Annotated in this window: 14 protein-coding genes, 1 pseudogene and 1 other annotated feature; of the genes and pseudogenes, 2 read left to right on the top strand and 13 right to left on the bottom strand. The window is 33.5% G+C overall.

Annotated elements, in window-relative coordinates; genetic code table 11:
- Positions 1-462: 462 nt before the first annotated feature.
- Positions 463-1,443, bottom strand: coding sequence for a ketoacyl-ACP synthase III (locus NGI30_RS04350; RefSeq protein ID WP_251942817.1), 981 nt, complete (start codon positions 1,441-1,443; stop codon positions 463-465).
- A gap of 165 nt (positions 1,444-1,608) precedes the next feature.
- Here NGI30_RS04350 and NGI30_RS04345 point away from each other — a divergent pair, with 165 nt between their 5' ends.
- Entirely contained in the window at positions 1,609-2,367 is a 759-nt protein-coding gene (locus NGI30_RS04345; RefSeq protein WP_251520075.1) for a MerR family transcriptional regulator, read from the top strand.
- Positions 2,368-2,481: 114 nt separating this feature from the next.
- On the opposite strand, the gene NGI30_RS04340 is transcribed toward NGI30_RS04345, so the two are convergent.
- The 3 genes from NGI30_RS04340 to NGI30_RS04330 are packed head-to-tail and all read right to left on the bottom strand — an operon-like array spanning position 2,482 to position 6,676.
- A complete protein-coding gene (locus tag NGI30_RS04340) occupies positions 2,482-2,715 on the bottom strand; it encodes a hypothetical protein (RefSeq protein ID WP_251520072.1) in 234 nt (77 codons plus the stop codon).
- 56 nt (positions 2,716-2,771) lie between these two features.
- Entirely contained in the window at positions 2,772-4,034 is a 1,263-nt protein-coding gene (locus NGI30_RS04335; protein ID WP_251520069.1) for a bifunctional folylpolyglutamate synthase/dihydrofolate synthase, read from the bottom strand.
- An 11-nt stretch (positions 4,035-4,045) separates the two neighbouring features.
- Complete coding sequence (locus NGI30_RS04330) at positions 4,046-6,676, bottom strand: valine--tRNA ligase (RefSeq protein WP_251520066.1); 2,631 nt, start codon at positions 6,674-6,676, stop codon at positions 4,046-4,048.
- A gap of 42 nt (positions 6,677-6,718) precedes the next feature.
- Positions 6,719-6,960, bottom strand: a binding site (T-box leader).
- Between the two features lie 59 nt (positions 6,961-7,019).
- Here NGI30_RS04330 and NGI30_RS04325 point away from each other — a divergent pair.
- Positions 7,020-7,585: pseudogene (locus NGI30_RS04325) on the top strand (DNA-3-methyladenine glycosylase I).
- A gap of 82 nt (positions 7,586-7,667) precedes the next feature.
- Here the strand turns inward: NGI30_RS04325 and NGI30_RS04320 are convergent.
- The 9 genes from NGI30_RS04320 to clpX all read right to left on the bottom strand — a co-directional run bounded on the left by NGI30_RS04320 (position 7,668) and on the right by clpX (position 17,283).
- Complete coding sequence (locus NGI30_RS04320) at positions 7,668-8,765, bottom strand: AbrB family transcriptional regulator (protein WP_251520047.1); 1,098 nt, start codon at positions 8,763-8,765, stop codon at positions 7,668-7,670.
- Between the two features lie 95 nt (positions 8,766-8,860).
- Positions 8,861-10,144, bottom strand: coding sequence for a glutamate-1-semialdehyde 2,1-aminomutase (gene hemL, locus NGI30_RS04315; protein WP_251942815.1), 1,284 nt, complete (start codon positions 10,142-10,144; stop codon positions 8,861-8,863).
- 12 nt (positions 10,145-10,156) lie between these two features.
- On the bottom strand, positions 10,157-11,134 hold the full coding sequence (gene hemB / locus NGI30_RS04310; protein WP_251943919.1) for a porphobilinogen synthase: 978 nt from the start codon (positions 11,132-11,134) through the stop codon (positions 10,157-10,159).
- A complete protein-coding gene (locus NGI30_RS04305) occupies positions 11,134-11,811 on the bottom strand; it encodes a uroporphyrinogen-III synthase (RefSeq protein ID WP_251520041.1) in 678 nt (225 codons plus the stop codon). Before NGI30_RS04305 ends, hemB begins: the two co-directional genes overlap by 1 nt.
- Before the next feature lie 17 nt (positions 11,812-11,828).
- On the bottom strand, positions 11,829-12,755 hold the full coding sequence (hemC, locus tag NGI30_RS04300) for a hydroxymethylbilane synthase (RefSeq protein WP_251520038.1): 927 nt from the start codon (positions 12,753-12,755) through the stop codon (positions 11,829-11,831).
- 53 nt (positions 12,756-12,808) lie between these two features.
- The gene (locus tag NGI30_RS04295; RefSeq protein WP_251520035.1) at positions 12,809-13,630 is read right to left on the bottom strand and encodes a cytochrome C assembly family protein; all 822 of its coding nucleotides are present in this window, start codon (positions 13,628-13,630) and stop codon (positions 12,809-12,811) included.
- Positions 13,631-13,650: 20 nt separating this feature from the next.
- On the bottom strand, positions 13,651-14,985 hold the full coding sequence (gene hemA / locus NGI30_RS04290) for a glutamyl-tRNA reductase (protein ID WP_251942814.1): 1,335 nt from the start codon (positions 14,983-14,985) through the stop codon (positions 13,651-13,653).
- A gap of 231 nt (positions 14,986-15,216) precedes the next feature.
- The gene (yihA, locus tag NGI30_RS04285) at positions 15,217-15,804 is read right to left on the bottom strand and encodes a ribosome biogenesis GTP-binding protein YihA/YsxC (RefSeq protein WP_251520029.1); all 588 of its coding nucleotides are present in this window, start codon (positions 15,802-15,804) and stop codon (positions 15,217-15,219) included.
- 216 nt (positions 15,805-16,020) lie between these two features.
- Positions 16,021-17,283, bottom strand: a complete 1,263-nt coding sequence (clpX, locus tag NGI30_RS04280) for an ATP-dependent Clp protease ATP-binding subunit ClpX (RefSeq protein ID WP_251520000.1) — start codon at positions 17,281-17,283, stop codon at positions 16,021-16,023.
- Between the last annotated feature and the right edge of the window lie 124 nt (positions 17,284-17,407).

Here is a 17,407-nt window from a genome sequence, read left to right as displayed (position 1 = left end):
TCATTATTTGTATATTTACACAAACATCTTTAAATAAAATATGATTTTACATCGCTTTAAGTTGATAAGAGGCAGCACCATAGAAAATATTAAATTTTTTCTGGAATCGTTTCTACTAAATGTTTCTCAATATGTGTGGTATCATTTCAGTTACCATTGGTAGAGTTAATTGAGAGTTGTTAAAACTTTTAATTTAAAGACAAGTCGTTAAATTGGTGAGGTTGTACTTTATAATTTACGTAATTGTCATATTTTATAATAATCATATATAAAAAGTGATGTTGCTTGCGAGACACCAGAGGGAGCAGGATGTGTGTCGAGACCGAGGCTCGACCCAGCCCCCTAGGTAAGCGAGCAAAGTCAAAACTAATTATCGATATAATTTAAGCCCATCAAGTTTGCAGAAACTTTGATGGGCTTAATGCTAGAAATTGATATTCTAAATTCTATACTTAAGTATTATTAAATCGTCCATTTTATCAAAGTAGAGGCGTAAGTTAATCCTCCACCAAAACCAACGAGCAACATTAAATCTCCTTTATTTAACTTTTGTTGCTCCATTGCTAAATCAATTGCGAGAGGTATCGTTGCAGAAGAGGTATTTCCAAAATATTGTAAACTCATTAATGCTTTGTCATAACTGATACCAGACTTTTTACAAATTGCTTCAATCATACGTGCATTCGCACTATGTGGTACAAACCAATTTAAATCATCTATACTATATTCAGTTTGAGATAATGTGTTTTGAATAACTTGTGGCACATTAGTAACTGCCCATTTATATACACCGCGACCATTTTGTACGATATACCCAGGATTTTCCATGTCTTCGTCAAACATCTTATTAGATAGATCTGTACTATAGAGATATTTCCCTTTTTCACCATCAGTACCTGTGCTACTCGCGATGAAACTCGTTTCATCTTCACTATATTCTACTAAAAATGCTGCTGCACCATCACCAAATAAAATGCATGTATTTCTGTCTTTATAATCGGTAATTTTTGATAAAGCCTCTGCCCCGACCACTAATACCTTTTTATGTTGTCCAGAAGTAATCAACCCATTCGCTATATTCAATCCATAAGCAAAACCTGCGCAGGCTGCATTAATATCTAATGAACCACATTGTTTAAGTCCAAGTCTAGCTTGTACGTATGCTGCTACGCTTGGCGTTTTATAGTCGGGTGTCATTGTTGCGTTAATAATCATGTCTACATCAGTTAAATCTACATTGTACTTCTCTTTGAGATTTAAAATTGCCTGATAGCTCATATCACTCGTGTATTCGTTATCAGCAGTAATTCTACGTTCTTTAATACCGGTTCTTTGTTGTATCCATTCATCAGAAGTTTCTACAATTTTTTCAAAATCTTCATTCGTCATTACTTTAGACGGAACATATTTCCCATGGGCTGTAATTTTTGCTAACGAATTCATTTATAATCCCCCTATTGACCCTTAGTTAATCTACATAAAACTTACCACTGAACAATATACAATAGCAAATATTATTAAAAACATGCTTAGTATAAAAATATGCTATTTTAGTATTGAGGTTTACGTTACGTCATAGTTTATATTGCAATTGTAGGAGGTGATGTTATGGAGTACACAGTTAGTGAACTAGCTAAAATTTCAGGTGTAAGTCCACGTACGTTACGTTATTATGATGAAATTGATTTACTCAAACCATCAAGAATTAATCAAGCAGGTTATCGTATTTATCAAACTACACACGTCGATGTATTACAACAGATTGTTTTTTATCGAGAATTAGATTTATCACTACAACAGATAAAAAAATTACTAAACGAACCATCGTATAACCAAATTGAAACATTAGATGAACAACATCGTAAATTAACCGCTAAACGAGATCGTTTAGACCAAATACTCACGACAATTGAAAAAACGCTAGCCTACCATAAAGGAAAGGTAACTATGAATGATAACGAAAAATTTGAAGGATTTAAACAAGACATGATTGATAAAAATGAAGCACTTTACGGGGATGAAATAAGAGAAAAATATGGTAATGATATGATTGATAAGAGCAATGCGAAAGTTATGGGAATGTCCGAGAAAGACTTCCAACAATTTAAACAATTAGAGCATGAAATACTAGAATTACTCGCAGATGCATATCAAACACAAGACCCAACTTCAGAAGAGGCGCAATTACTCGCTGATAAGCATCGTCAATGGCTGACTTACACTTGGCCAAGATACACGAAAGAGGCACATCTCGGGTTAGCCGAAATGTATATCGCAGACGAACGATTTACTGCATATTATGATAAACACGTTAAGGGTGGTACGCAGTTTTTAAGAGATGCAATTGCAGAATACGTAAATAAATAAAACAAAAGTCTGAGACAAAAATAGGTGTCTCAGACTTTTTTCATTTAGGTGTGACCACGAATTTTCCATTAAAAATTCGATTACTGTCCACTCTCTTTTGCATAAAAAGCCGGATTATTTAATTCTTTGCAAGACGATAGAAGCTACCGCACAAATAATTACAATACTTAAAAATGTCATAGATACTGGCATAAGTTCTCCTGTTAAATTGATTCCTAATTCAAAACCAGTTGTGTCATTTTTAAAATAACTACCGAATACCATCATAATTACAAAGCCTACTGCTGCTAATGAACCGATGACATCAATCAATAGCCTCAATTGTGGATACTTAATGTCTTTATTCAAATTAAACTTCTCCTTCCAGCAAAACAAAATATATTAATTAACTTAGATGCAAATAATTAAAATTTAACCTTAGTTTTAACGTCACTAATAAAATATAAACTACCCGTAATTATTAAACCTTCGCCGTTATAGTTTTCAATAAAGTCAACATAATCATAAATGATTTCTTTATCATCATATTGTAATTCTTCGTATATTTCTTCCTTTGTTAAACCCTTTGGAAAATCAAATTCAGTAATATACATCGTTGAGGCAATCGTAGTAAGTTGATCCAACATTTCATGTAATGGTTTACCTTGAATAGCTGAAAATAGTATATCTATGTTATCTATCTTATAATATTTTTTTAATGTATCTGTTAATGCTTCTACACTTTCTACATTATGTGCACCATCTAAAATGATGATTGGTTCTTCCTTAACTTGTTCAATTCTACCTATCCAACTTACAGATTCTATACCATTTATCATCTTATTAAAATCTAAATCTACTATATTAGATTCATACATTTCAATAAGTGCTGTTATTGCTAATGCTGCATTTTCTTTTTGGTGTTCACCTTTCATATCTAGTAATAAGTTTTCAAGTTCATAATCTTTGTAACGATAAGTGAATTCTTCATCATCGGAAATAACGCTAATTTCTCTATCTAACTCGATACCTATCGCATTTCTTTCTTCAACGTTATTTCGAATAATTTTTAAGGCATCCTCGTTTTTAACAGCGTAAATTACAGGTGTCTCTGTCTTCACGATTTCACCTTTGTCTCTAGCTATATCCGCAAATGTATTTCCTAAAATTTCAGTATGATCTAAACCAATACTTGTAAGTATTGAAAGTATCGGTTTAAACACATTTGTAGAATCATTTGCTATGCCTAAACCCGCTTCAACTATGACAAAATCCACTGGATGTATTTCTCCAAAATATAAAAACATCATCGTGGTAATAATTTCAAATTCAGTTGCTGAACCTAATTCTGTTTCTTGTACTAATGCTTCACTGACAGGCTTGACATGTTTCACTAATTCGACAATGGCATCATCAGAAATAGGTTCTCCATTTAATCCGATGCGTTCATTAAAAATCTCAACAAATGGAGAAGTGAATGTTCCAACTTGATATCCGTTTTCTACTAATGCAGTTCTTAAGTATGCAACGGTAGAACCTTTCCCATTTGTTCCACCTACATGAATACCACGGATATTTTCTTGAGGATTATTCAAACGTTGGAGCATCCATTCCATACGTCTCACACCAGGTTTCACACCAAACTTAGTTTGTTCATGTATCCAATATAAGCTGTCTAGGTAATTCATCTCTACGACTCCTATGCTTTTAATTGATTAATTCGTAATTTAACACCGTCATATTTTTCTTGATACGTTTGTTTTTTCTCACGTTCTTCATTAATAATTTTTTCAGGTGCTTTATTTACAAAGTTTTCATTCGCTAATTTTTTATTTACTCTGTCTAATTCTTTTTCCCATTTGACAAGTTCATTTTCTAATCTAGCTATCTCTTTATCCATATCTATGAGCCCTTCTAATGGTAGCACAACTTCTCCCGCCGTTGTTATAGAAGTCATAGCTTTTTCTGGAATGTCGATTTCTGTATCTATTGTTAATTCACTTGGATGACAGAAACGATCAATATAGTTTGAATTGTCATTTAATGTTTGTTTAATATTGCTATCTTTCGCACGGATGAAAATAGGTATCGCTTTAGATAACGGTGTATCCACTTCTAACCTAGATGTTCTTACAGATTTTATAATCTCAACTAGATGTTGCATTGTTTCCTTACTTTCATCAAAAACTAACGCGTCATTAACTTGTGGCCAAGCTGCTTTGACAATTGTGTCACCTTCATGTGGAAGATTCTGCCAAATTTGTTCTGTTACGAAAGGCATAAATGGATGTAACATTCTCATCGTATTATCTAATACATAAGTTAATACGGAACGCGTGACTTGTTTTTGACTTTCGTCATCACTATTCATTGGAATCTTACTCATTTCAATATACCAATCACAGAATTCATCCCAAATGAAGTTATATAGTGCACGACCAACTTCGCCGAATTCATATTTATCACTTAACTCAGTTACTGTTTTTATTGTTTCATTTAATCGCGTTAAAATCCATTTATCTGCTAATGACAAGTTGCCTGATAAATCAACATCTTCAACTTTAAACTCTTCGCCAATGTTCATGAGGCTAAATCGTGCCGCATTCCATATTTTATTAATGAAATTCCATACGGATTCAACCTTTTCAGTTGAATAACGTAAATCATGACCTGGTGAAGAACCAGTTGCTAGGAAGTATCTTAAACTATCTGCACCATATTCATTAATAACATCCATTGGATCAACGCCATTTCCAAGGGATTTACTCATTTTACGTCCATCTTCTGCACGTACTAAGCCATGTAGTAACACATCATTAAATGGACGTTGCCCAGTAAATTCTAATCCTTGGAAAATCATTCTAGCTACCCAGAAAAAGATGATGTCATATCCTGTAACTAATACATTTGTTGGGAAATAACGATGATAATCTTCATTATCTAAATCTGGCCAACCTAAAGTTGAGAACGGCCATAGAGCACTTGAGAACCAAGTATCAAGTACATCTTCATCTTGTGTCCAGTTCTCAATATCTGATGGCGCTTCTTCTCCTACATACATTTCACCAGTTTCATTGTGATACCATGCAGGGATTTGATGACCCCACCATAACTGACGTGAAATCGTCCAATCTCTTATTTCATCCATCCAACGGTTGAAAGTCTTTTCAAATCTTTGCGGAACAAAGTCTATACGGTTATCAGTATCTTGGTTATTGAGTGCTTGTTCGGCAAGTGGTTTCATTTTAACGAACCATTGTGTTGATAAATAAGGTTCGACAATCGCACCAGAACGTTCAGAATGTCCGACAGAATGTTCATGTTCTTCGATTTTTATAACAAGATCTTCAGCCTTTAAGTCTTCAACAAGTTGTTTACGACAATCAAATCGATCCATACCTTCATATTTATCAGCGTGTTGATTCATCTTACCAGATTCATCCATAACTACGATGCGTTCTAAGTCATGACGATTACCTATTTCGAAATCATTTGGATCATGTGCAGGTGTCACTTTCATTGCACCACTACCAAATTCTTTATCGACATATTCATCTGCTAAAATTGGTAATTCACGCCCAACGATAGGTAAAATAACCTTTTTACCAATAACATCTTTATAGCGCTCATCATCTGGGTTAACTACAATAGCTGTATCCCCTAACATAGTTTCAGGGCGTGTTGTAGCAATCTCAATAAATCCATCACCATCGGCATAAGGATATTTAAAGTGATAGAATTTCCCTTGTACATCTTCATGAATAACCTCGATATCAGATAATGCAGTACGTGTATGAGGATCCCAGTTAATAATATATTCTCCGCGATAAATTAATCCTTTGTTGTACATATCAACAAAGACCTTTTTAACTGCTTTACTAAGACCTTCATCTAATGTGAAACGCTCTCTACTATAATCTAAACCTAATCCTAGTTTAGCCCATTGACTGCGAATAAACTGTGCGTATTCTTCTTTCCAATCCCATGCTTGTTCTAAGAATTTTTCACGGCCAATATCATGTCGTGAAATACCTTGTTCGTTTAACTTAGCTTCAACTTTAGCTTGAGTCGCAATACCTGCATGATCCATACCAGGTAAATATAAAGTGTCATAACCTTGCATACGTTTCATACGTGTAATGATATCTTGTAAAGTCGTATCCCATGCATGTCCTAAATGTAATTTACCAGTCACATTTGGAGGTGGGATTACGATCGTATATGTTTCTTTAGTTTGACTACCTTCCGCTTCAAAATAACCATTATTAACCCATTGGTCATAGCGACCCGATTCAACTTCGCTCGGGTTATACTTTGGTTTCATCTCCATTTACAACATCCTCCTTAAATATAAAAATATCCGTCCTAAATCATATAGGACGGATATTCCGTGGTACCACCTAAATTCTCAAGATGTGAAATATGCATCTCGAGCACTTAATTTATGATTAACGCTCAATCACGCTTTCATCTACTTTAACTGTTTACTCTCCACAGCCGTTCAATCAAAGATTATTCTGGGCTACCTTCAACAAAGTAAAATGTACATTCTCAGCCTATATGCACTCTCTGTGAAATTCAACTCTATTTACTCTTCCCAATCGACATTATTCATTTTCATCATTTATAGTATAATGGATAATAAAATAAGTCAATCCACAGGAGGAATAAAAATGAATGAATGCGCTTTTGGTACTAAAGATCCTGTTTATTTAAAATATCATGATGAAGTTTGGGGCAAACCATTATATGATAGTCATCAATTATTTAAATTATTAGCACTTGAATCCCAACACGCAGGCTTATCTTGGTTAACTATTTTAAAAAAGAAAGCATCTTATGAAGCAGCCTTTCATGATTTTCAACCAGAAAAATTGCACAGATGACAGAGAGTGATATAGACGCACTTATGGAATTTCCAAATATCGTTCATAATCGTAAGAAATTGGAAGCGATTGTGAGTCAAGCTAAAGGTTATTTTAAAATTGAGGAAGATTATGGAAGTTTTAGTAAGTTTCTATGGTCATACGTAGATGATGAACCAATAGACATGGGGTATATTCATTCAAGCGACCGTATTACGGTAGATGAACGAGCAACACGTTTATCTAAAAAACTTAAAAGTTACGGTTTTAAATTCTTAGGTCCAGTTACAGTATTTTCATTTTTAGAAGCAGCAGGTTTATATAACGCCCACTTACGTGATTGTCCTCATAATCCAAACAACCAAACTATATAACATTCAAATTGAAAATATCTTATTCTAGAAAAACTGTCGATCAACATTGTAGTTAATCGACAGTTTATTTATATATGAATTTTCACCTTTGTGATTCTTCGTTTTTTTCTTTCTGAAGATCTAATTTTGCTAAATATTTTAAGAGATAACTGATTAATGGTGCTATTACGAATAGGATAAAGAATATTCTAAAGATGTGATAACTAGAAATTCGGGCGACATCCGCTCCTGTTTCTATTGCAACAAGAACAATTTGACTCATTCCTCCAGGGGCTGCACCTAAGAACAATTCATTGATAGGATGTTTCGTAAATGTTGAAATAATCAATACCATGATAAATGACAACAATATTAATGATATATTTTGAAAAGCTATTGCTACTGCGACACGGCCTTTCATCTGATCTAACAATTTAGATATTTGGATACCAATTCTAATCATATAAATAATTTGTGCACCTGCTATAAGGAAGTTATCTAGTTTAAAGTTAATACCTGTAATTAAGTTCCACGCGATGAGTACTATAATCGGTGCCAGCAATTGCTTAGTAGGAAATTTAATCTTATCCATAATATAATAAACAAGCGCAATTGCAACAATTAATATTATTACATTAGGAAGCGATAACATTTGAGTTAATGGTTTCACGGATGATGCTCCAGCACTTCCGGACCCTGAATCTTTAAAGAAAAATGATATTAAAGGTACTAAAATAACTACGAATATAATTCTAGAAGTTTGAGTTAAACTCACTACCATAATATTAGCTTTTTTATTTTCTTCGGCCATAATCAACATTTGACTTAGGGCGCCGGGCACGACACTTAAAACTGCAGTTTCATAATTTACTTTTGCAATTTTCTTAAAGAAGTATGCAATTATCATCGATAGGGTTAATAGCATCAAGGTAATGAAAACAATTGATAACCAATCATCCTTTATTTCGAGGATAACTTTTTTAGTAAATGTTGAACCAATTTGTACACCTAGTAATATCATACCTAGTAAACCTAAGGATTGAGGCCACTCTACTTTCATTTTGAAAACTTTTACACAAATAATACTGGCAATGATAGGTCCGAACATAAATGGTAGTAACATATGCACAGCATTTAATATTAAACTAATCACAAGTGCTAAAATGAATACAATAATATTATTCTTTAATCGCATCTTCATGTCCTCACATCTTTCGTCTTTATCGTCACGCTCCAATGTGCATTTAATCACAAAAAAGTACCCATGCAAAATTTATGCATGGGCACTGAAGTTGATTATACTAATCTACTTAAAGCTCGATCAAATGCTTGTACTGTTTGTTTAATATCTTCTTCCGTATGAGCAGTCGAAAGGAAAGTACCTTCGAATTGTGAAGGTGGTAAGAATATACCTTCTTTAGCCATCTCTCTGTACATTTGACTAAAGAATTCAAGGTCACTTTCATTTGCTTGTTCGAAGTTGGTAACAGGCCCTTCATTTAAGAAATAACCAATCATTGAACCGGCTCTATTAATCGTAATTGGCACGTTATGTTTCGCAAATACTTCAGTTAGTCCTTCTTCTAATAAATCACCTAAACGATTGAAATAATCGTAAGATTCAGGCGTTAATTGACTTAACGTCTCATAACCACTCGTCATTGCTAATGGGTTACCTGATAATGTACCAGCTTGATAGATATCACCAGTCGGTGCTATTTTATCCATGATTTCTTTTTTACCACCAATTGCACCAACAGGCAATCCACCACCGATAACTTTACCTAAACAAGTTAAATCAGGTGTTACATTGTAATAACCTTGGGCACAGTTATACCCTACTCTGAAGCCTGTCATTACTTCATCAAAGATTAACAATGAACCAAATTCATTTGTTATATCTCTTAATCCTTGTAAAAATCCTTCAACAGGAGGCACAACGCCCATGTTGCCTGCTACAGGTTCTACGATAACACCAGCAATGTCATCACCAAATTCTTCAAAGGCAACTTTAATTGCATCTAAATCATTGTAAGGTACAGTAATTGTATTTTTAGCAATACCTTCTGGCACACCAGGTGAATCAGGTAGTCCTAATGTTGCTACACCTGAACCTGCTTTTATTAATAGTGAATCACTGTGTCCATGATAACAACCTACAAATTTAACTATCTTATTACGTCCTGTATAACCACGTGCGAGACGTAACGTATCTAATGTTGCTTCTGTACCTGAAGAAACCATACGCACCTTTTCAATAGAAGGTACACGTTCAATTACGAGTTCAGCTAATTTATTTTCTTGGAGAGTTGAAGCACCGAAACTTGTACCTTTATCAACGGCTTCATGGATTTTGCTGATTACTTGTTCGTTACGATGACCTAGAATTAACGGTCCCCAACTTAATACATAGTCAATATATTCATTTCCATCTATATCATAAATACGAGATCCTTTACCATGATCCATAAATATAGCTGGTGTATCTACAGATTTAAATGCTCGTACGGGGCTGTTAACGCCACCTGGCATAAGTTCTTCCGCCTTTTCCATCGCTTGTTCAGAATTTGTATATCTCATCAATGTACCTCCTTATTTTTCATCTAGATATCTACAAATGTCTTTAGAGAAATATGTGATAATCATATCTGCACCTGCGCGTTTCATAGAAATCATTTGTTCCATGACTACAGCTTGTTCATCAATCCAACCGTTTTGCGCAGCTGCTTTCGTCATACTGTATTCCCCACTTACGTTATACGCAATCACTGGTAAGTTTGTCGTATTTCTAACATCTCTAATTATATCTAAGAAACTTAAAGCAGGTTTAACAATCATCATATCTGCACCTTCTTTAAGATCACTGTCAAGTTCTCTTAAAGCTTCACGTCTATTAGCAGGATCCATTTGATATGTTTTACGATCACCAAACTGTGGCGTTGATTCAGCAGCATCTCGGAACGGTCCAAAGAAACTTGAGGCATATTTAATACCATAACTCATAATTGGAATGTTGTAATAACCTGCATCATCAAGTCCAGCTCTAATTTCTGCTACGAAACCATCCATCATATTACTAGGAGCTATAATATCTGCACCCGCTTCAACTTGAGAAATCGCCGTTTTTACTAATAATGGTAATGATTTATCATTATCAACATCTTTCGTTTCATGATTTACGACACCACAATGACCATGATCTGTGTATTCACATAGACACGTATCTGCTACTACAAGTAAATCATCATACATAGATTTTGCTAAACGAGTAGCTTCTTGAACGATGCCGTTATGATCATAAGCGCCCGTACCAACTTCATCTTTTTCATTTGGTACACCGAAGAACATAAATGCTTTGATGCCTAAATCGTGCGCTTCTTTAATTTCTTCACTTAATAAATTCAAACTTAATTGGTAAATGCCTGGCATAGATTTGATTTCTTCTTTAACATTATCTCGTTCAACGACAAATATAGGATAGATTAAGTCTTCTTTTCTTACATGTGTTTCACTTACCATATTTCTCATTGTTTTACTGCTACGTAATCTTCTATGTCTATTAAATTTCATCATTTTTCCCAACTTTCTCTAATAATATTAATTAATGATTCTAATGTTTGTTTGTCAGCCATTGTCGCTTGTATACCAAATTGTTTAAGCGCCTCAAAAGTTTGCTGACCAATTACAAAATAATTGTTAAATGCGGGCACTTCTCCACTTTCAAAAAAATATTTTACTGCTGAAGTACTCGCAAAGGTAATCGCATTGATTTTATCAGTTTCTATTAATCGCTTTACTTCATTTATATTTTCAGTATGTGGGAGAGGTTGGTATAAGTCAATTTTCCTAACTGTATGCCCTTGTTGTTGCAAAGATTGTTGTAATAATGGACGCGCTTTTTTACTAGAAGGAATAAGTATGCGGCTGCTGACTTGCGGATTAAATTGCTTTAAAAATCCTTCTTGTGAATAATCTGATGGTATAAAATCTACTTTTAAACCTAAACTCTCACAGTAGTGAGCCGTTTTTTTACCAATAACAGCAATTTTGGTGTCTTGCATTTGGCTCATACGAGGATAGAACAATTTAACTGCATTCTTAGACGTAAAAATAAACCAGTCATAGTTAACATCAAGCAGTGATAAATCAAAAGATAACGGTTCTACATAAATCAAGGGTTTATGCAAAATTGTCATATCTTCTGTTTCAAATTCACTAGTTTGCGTCATTACTATAACTGGTTTCATTTTGTCACCTCAAACGATTATTCGGATTCGTTTAATGCCTTTATAATTTCATAAGCACCTTGGTCTTCTAAAACTTTTGAAACACTTTCCCCAACTTTCACTGGGTCTATGCCTTGTGCTGTATGTTGGTAGCGTTCTTTACCATCAGTTGACATAATTAAGCCTGTGAACTCAATTGTATCATCATTGTTTTTTGTTGCATATCCGCCAATAGGAACTTGGCAACTACCATTCATACGTTTTAAAAATGTACGTTCAGCAGTTACACAATCTGCAACCTCTTGGTTATGAACTTTATTTAATAATTCAAGCAGTTCATGATCATCTGAACGACATTCAATACCTAGCGCACCTTGTCCAATAGCCGGAACAACTGTTCCATCATCTAAATAAGATGTCACAATATCTTCTGACCAACCCATACGTTTAAGACCAGCAGCTGCTAATATAATAGCATCGAAATCTTCCGTTTCTAATTTACTTAAACGCGTATCGATATTACCGCGTATCCATTTTATTTCTAAGTGTGGGTATTGAGCAATAATTTGAGCACCACGACGAAGGGAACTTGTGCCCACGATACTGCCTGCTGGTAATTCATCTATTGGCACATGGTTGTTAGAAATATACGCATCAAATGGGTTTTCACGATCAGGTATACATCCTAATGTCAAACCTTCAGGCATTACACTCGGCACATCTTTTAAAGAATGTATAGCCATATCAATGTCTTTATTGAATAATTCATTTTCAATTTCTTTAACGAAGAGCCCTTTTCCCCCAACCTTAGACAATTGTTTATCTACTATGCGGTCACCTTTAGTTACTATTTCTTTAATTTCAATTTCTAAGTTCGGATCAACGGCTTTTAATTTATCAATAAATTGTTGGCTTTGTTTTAAAGCTAATTTACTTCTGCGGGAACCAACGATTAACTTACGCATCGTTATTATCCTCCTTTATAGTTAGTTTGAAATAATTCGTATAAATGCTTGTATTAATGGATAACAGAAAAGTGTGATGTGAATATGAGATTAAGCATACTAATAGAGAATAATATGATATTAAAATAGATTAATTTGTTCTTATTGAACTTGTGTCTTACTCTGAAATATAAATACAACCCATATAATACAGTGATGATGCTTGATAATACAACTTTAGGATCAAGTAAAATTTTAACTCCAAGTGTGTTAAAGCCCCACTGAGCACCCAGGATAATGCTTAAAATGATAAACACAAATCCAACTAATGAACTAATAAATACCGTTTGTTCTAAAGTTGCCACGCTACCTAAGCGGAAATATTTTTGCGTAAACCGTTTTTGCTTTAAATTATTATATTGAATGATATACAAAATCGCATTTACAAATGCAAATGTAAATAAAGCATAACTTATCGTCGCTAAAATAATATGGACAATTAATAATTCATTTATAATATTGAGATGTTTATTCGTACTATTATAATACATCGGTTGAAAAGTACTCATTGCTATTAGTACAAAACCCACCATATTAAATAAAAATATGGAAATATTAATTTGCTTTATCACACTAATTACGAGGGAAATCGAAATAATTAACCATGCAAGTGCAAATAATATATTGAAAATATTCACCAATGGAAGCTGATTTGTCACATTAATGTATATAGATAAAGAGATTGTTTGTAATACCCAAACAATCCCTAGTGTTACAAAGCCGATTTTACTAGCCAAATGATGTTTTTTCACAAAATCATAAAAATAACAAGCGATACTAAATAAATATATAATTAATAACAGCTCATTTAACCTAATTAATAAAATATCTTGCATGTCATCACCATTTGTAGTAACTATTCAAAACCTAATATTCGACCTGTGCTGTTCACTCTTCTTTTCGATTTTTTCGGTTCATAAGCTTGTTCAGCTTCAATGTCAAAAATGTTTTGGAATAGCTCTAATTTTTCGTTACTATTTTTGTCACTACTCAATTCTTTCGCCTGTTTAACAGGGTCTTTTAACATTTGATTAATGATACTCTTTGTATGTTTGGATATAACTTTACGTTCTCTTTCAGAAAGCCCTGGTAACTTTCTATCGATACTTTCCATTGTTTCTTCTTGAATACCCATTGCTTTTTCACGTAATGCACGAATCACAGGTACAACACCTAACATATTGACCCATTCATTATGTGCTTCGATTTCGGCAGGAATTCTTTGGGCAATTTCATTTGCTGCGTTTTGACGTTCTCTTAAGTTTGCATCGACAAGTCCTTTTAAGTCATCAACATCATAGTTAAACACGCTTTCAAGCTCGTCAATTTGTGGATCAATATCTCTAGGGACAGCAATATCTATTAAAACAAGTGAATCATTTTTACGATATTGTTGAACGTGTTGCATCATATCCATAGATAAGATGTAGTCTTCAGCACTTGTGGAGCTAATAACAATGTCAGCTGAAGATAATAAATTAGAGAGGTCTGATAAAGGTGCACTTTTAACTTGATGTTTTGAAGCAAGTTGATCAGCTTTAGCTAACGTTCTATTAACAATCGTGATATCTGTAACGCCTGAACCTATTAAGTTTAAAATAGATAACTCACTCATGTCACCAGCGCCAACTACAATTGCTTGCTTGTTATTTATTTTTCCAAATACTTTTTTACTTAATTCAACAGCTGCATAAGAAACACTCACTGCATTATCAGCAATATCAGTTTCGTTATGTGCTTTTTTCGCAAATGTAATTGCTTGTTTAAATAGATGATTAAAAATCGTACCCGTTGTTTCTTCATCTTGTGCGATAAAGAAAGATTCTCTGATTTGACCTAAGATTTGCGTTTCACCTAACACAACTGAGTCTAAGCCCGCAGTTACATTTAATAGATGTCTAACTGCTTCGTCCCCTACTTTAACTTCAGTCATTTCTTTTATTTCTTCAACGTCAAATCCAAATGATCTTGCCAAGAATCTTTGGATATAATAACGACCTGTGTGAATTTGGTCTGCTACTGCATATACTTCAGTTCGATTACAAGTTGATAATATGACATTCTCTAAAATGGATTTAGTTTCATATAAATCAACATTAGCTGAACGTATGGCATCATCTTTGAAAGCAACTCTTTCTCTTAAAGCAACATCTGCTGTTCGATGATTAATGCTTATCGCAATTAAATGCATTTATAACGCCCTCCATACACTTTACAATATGTAAATTATAACACATTTGTTCCCACAGTTAACCACGTTGCTCAAATAAATTAGAAGAATTACAATCTACAGTCAAATAGTTGTCAAAAATTGAAACCGTGTAGTTTACTGAATTTAACTTAAGAATATCAACAATTTGTGATTCTATTTGAGTGAGAACGGGCATCTAACTGAAAAAAATTTCCATGTAATTTAGATTGATTACAAGTATTTTTCAATAATTTCCCAAATTTGTTTTTGCTTATTATTTTTAATTGAAGAATAACTAATAATTTCATCTTCAGGTTCCATTTCTAGTTTGCTTTGGATATTAGCTAGATGCTTTTGAACTTTACCTTTTGCAATTTTATCTTCTTTCGTAGCAACAACTAACGTTGGAATATCAAAATATTTTAAGTAATCATACATCAATAAATCGTCTTCTGTTGGATTATGTCTTAAATCTACTAATTGAATTACAAGCTTTAATGTTTCTCTTTCTGACAAATATTGCTCAATCATTTTACCAAAGGCTTCACGTTGTTTTTTACTTACCTTCGCATAACCATAACCAGGAACGTCGACAAATACTAATTGTTGATCGATATTATAAAAATTTAGTGTTTGTGTTTTACCCGGTTGTTGAGAAGTACGTGCCATATTTTTTCTACCAATCATACTATTGATAAAGGTAGATTTCCCTACATTAGATCTACCGCTAAGTGCTACTTCACCTAGCCCTGTTTCTGGATACTGTTCTTTTTTTACTGCACTTATTAATAATTCTATTTGGTTAGGATTCACTTCCATAAAGTCTGACCCTCTTTTCCTTTAATGTGACATTTATTATATATTATATCATTCTAAAAACTTTAGTAATAATAATTTTTTCAATCAAATGAGACAATAACAATACGCAAATTGAGACCAATCATAACATTATCTACTGATTTACAAATTTCACACATAAAAATACCCTAAGTTGTTCTGTGATATAAAGCACAACTTAGGGTACATTTTAAAAAATTAAGCTGAAGTTTGTTCCTTGTTTACAAGATTACCTTCTTTATCATATAACTCAGGTTCTTTTTCTTCATTAATTGTCTTATCTGTGATTACGACTTTAACTACACCATCTGATGAAGGTACATCGTACATAATGTCGATAAGTGCTTCTTCGATGATTGAACGTAAACCACGTGCACCAGTTTTACGTTCTATAGCTTTGTTACTAATAGCAGCTAAAGCTTCATCTGTAAATTGTAGTTCTACATCATCTAGTTCTAACATCTTAGTATATTGTTTAACTAACGCATTCTTAGGTTGAGTTAAGATGTTATTTAATGCATTAACATCTAATGTTTCTAAGTTAGCTACAATTGGCACACGACCGATGAATTCAGGAATTAAACCATATGATTGTAAATCTTCAGGTCTAATTTGTTCAAGAATAGCATCTTCATCATATTTTGAAGCTTCACTACTAGCGAAACCAATCACTTTTTCACCTAGACGACGTTTAATTACTTCGTCTATACCGTCAAACGCACCACCTAATACGAATAAAATATTAGTAGTATCAATTTGGATAAGTTCTTGGTTTGGATGCTTACGTCCACCTTGTGGCGGTACGCTAGCTGTAGTACCTTCTAATATTTTTAATAGTGCCTGTTGAACACCTTCACCTGAAACATCTCGAGTGATTGATGTGTTTTCTGATTTTCGAGCTATTTTGTCGATTTCGTCTACGTAAATAATACCTTTTTCAGCTTTATCGACATCAAAATCTGCTGCTTGAATTAAACGTAGTAAGATATTTTCAACATCATCACCTACATAACCAGCTTCAGTTAAACTTGTTGCATCTGCAATTGCAAATGGAACATTAAGTGTTCTCGCTAAAGTTTGTGCAAGTAATGTCTTACCACTACCAGTTGGTCCGATTAGAGCAACGTTACTTTTTTGTAATTCTACTTCATCTTCATTCGGACCTAATTGTTGGATACGTTTATAATGATTGTATACAGCTACAGCTAATGATTTTTTAGCCTTTTCTTGGCCTATTACATAATCATTTAATTGATCCATAATTTCTTTAGGTGTTGGTAATTCAGTTAGCCCTTCTGGTGCAGATTGAGCTAATTCTTCTTCAACAATTTCTGAACATAATTCAATACATTCATTACATATATATACGCCACTTCCTGCGACTAACTTTTTAACTTGATTTTGGTCTTTGCCACAGAAAGAACATTTTAAATTCTCTTCATCTTCATTGAATTTAAACATTTATTTACACCCCTATTCCCTAAAGACTATACTAGATAGTATTTTAATATGCAACTTACTTAATCTACAAGTTTTGTGCACATAACAGTGTAGCAGACGCATTGAATAAATGCATCTGCTACAA

Source organism: Staphylococcus sp. Marseille-Q5304 (assembly GCF_943737015.1).
Taxonomy (GTDB): Bacteria; Bacillota; Bacilli; order Staphylococcales; family Staphylococcaceae; genus Staphylococcus; species Staphylococcus hsinchuensis.
This window is presented reverse-complemented; position numbering and strand designations above follow the sequence as displayed.

Excerpts from the sequence above, each read along its gene's own strand:
- NGI30_RS04305 (WP_251520041.1), bottom strand. The coding sequence starts at position 11,811 with ATGAAACCAGTTATAGTAATGACGCAAACTAGTGAATTTGAAACAGAA.
- clpX (WP_251520000.1), bottom strand. The coding sequence starts at position 17,283 with ATGTTTAAATTCAATGAAGATGAAGAGAATTTAAAATGTTCTTTCTGT.
- hemA (WP_251942814.1), bottom strand. The coding sequence starts at position 14,985 with ATGCATTTAATTGCGATAAGCATTAATCATCGAACAGCAGATGTTGCT.
- NGI30_RS04335 (WP_251520069.1), bottom strand. The coding sequence starts at position 4,034 with ATGAATTACCTAGACAGCTTATATTGGATACATGAACAAACTAAGTTT.
- NGI30_RS04330 (WP_251520066.1), bottom strand. The coding sequence starts at position 6,676 with ATGGAGATGAAACCAAAGTATAACCCGAGCGAAGTTGAATCGGGTCGC.
- yihA (WP_251520029.1), bottom strand. The coding sequence starts at position 15,804 with ATGGAAGTGAATCCTAACCAAATAGAATTATTAATAAGTGCAGTAAAA.
- NGI30_RS04350 (WP_251942817.1), bottom strand. The coding sequence starts at position 1,443 with ATGAATTCGTTAGCAAAAATTACAGCCCATGGGAAATATGTTCCGTCT.
- NGI30_RS04295 (WP_251520035.1), bottom strand. The coding sequence starts at position 13,630 with ATGCAAGATATTTTATTAATTAGGTTAAATGAGCTGTTATTAATTATA.
- hemB (WP_251943919.1), bottom strand. The coding sequence starts at position 11,134 with ATGAAATTTAATAGACATAGAAGATTACGTAGCAGTAAAACAATGAGA.
- hemL (WP_251942815.1), bottom strand. The coding sequence starts at position 10,144 with ATGAGATATACAAATTCTGAACAAGCGATGGAAAAGGCGGAAGAACTT.
- NGI30_RS04345 (WP_251520075.1), top strand. The coding sequence starts at position 1,609 with ATGGAGTACACAGTTAGTGAACTAGCTAAAATTTCAGGTGTAAGTCCA.
- hemC (WP_251520038.1), bottom strand. The coding sequence starts at position 12,755 with ATGCGTAAGTTAATCGTTGGTTCCCGCAGAAGTAAATTAGCTTTAAAA.
- NGI30_RS04320 (WP_251520047.1), bottom strand. The coding sequence starts at position 8,765 with ATGAAGATGCGATTAAAGAATAATATTATTGTATTCATTTTAGCACTT.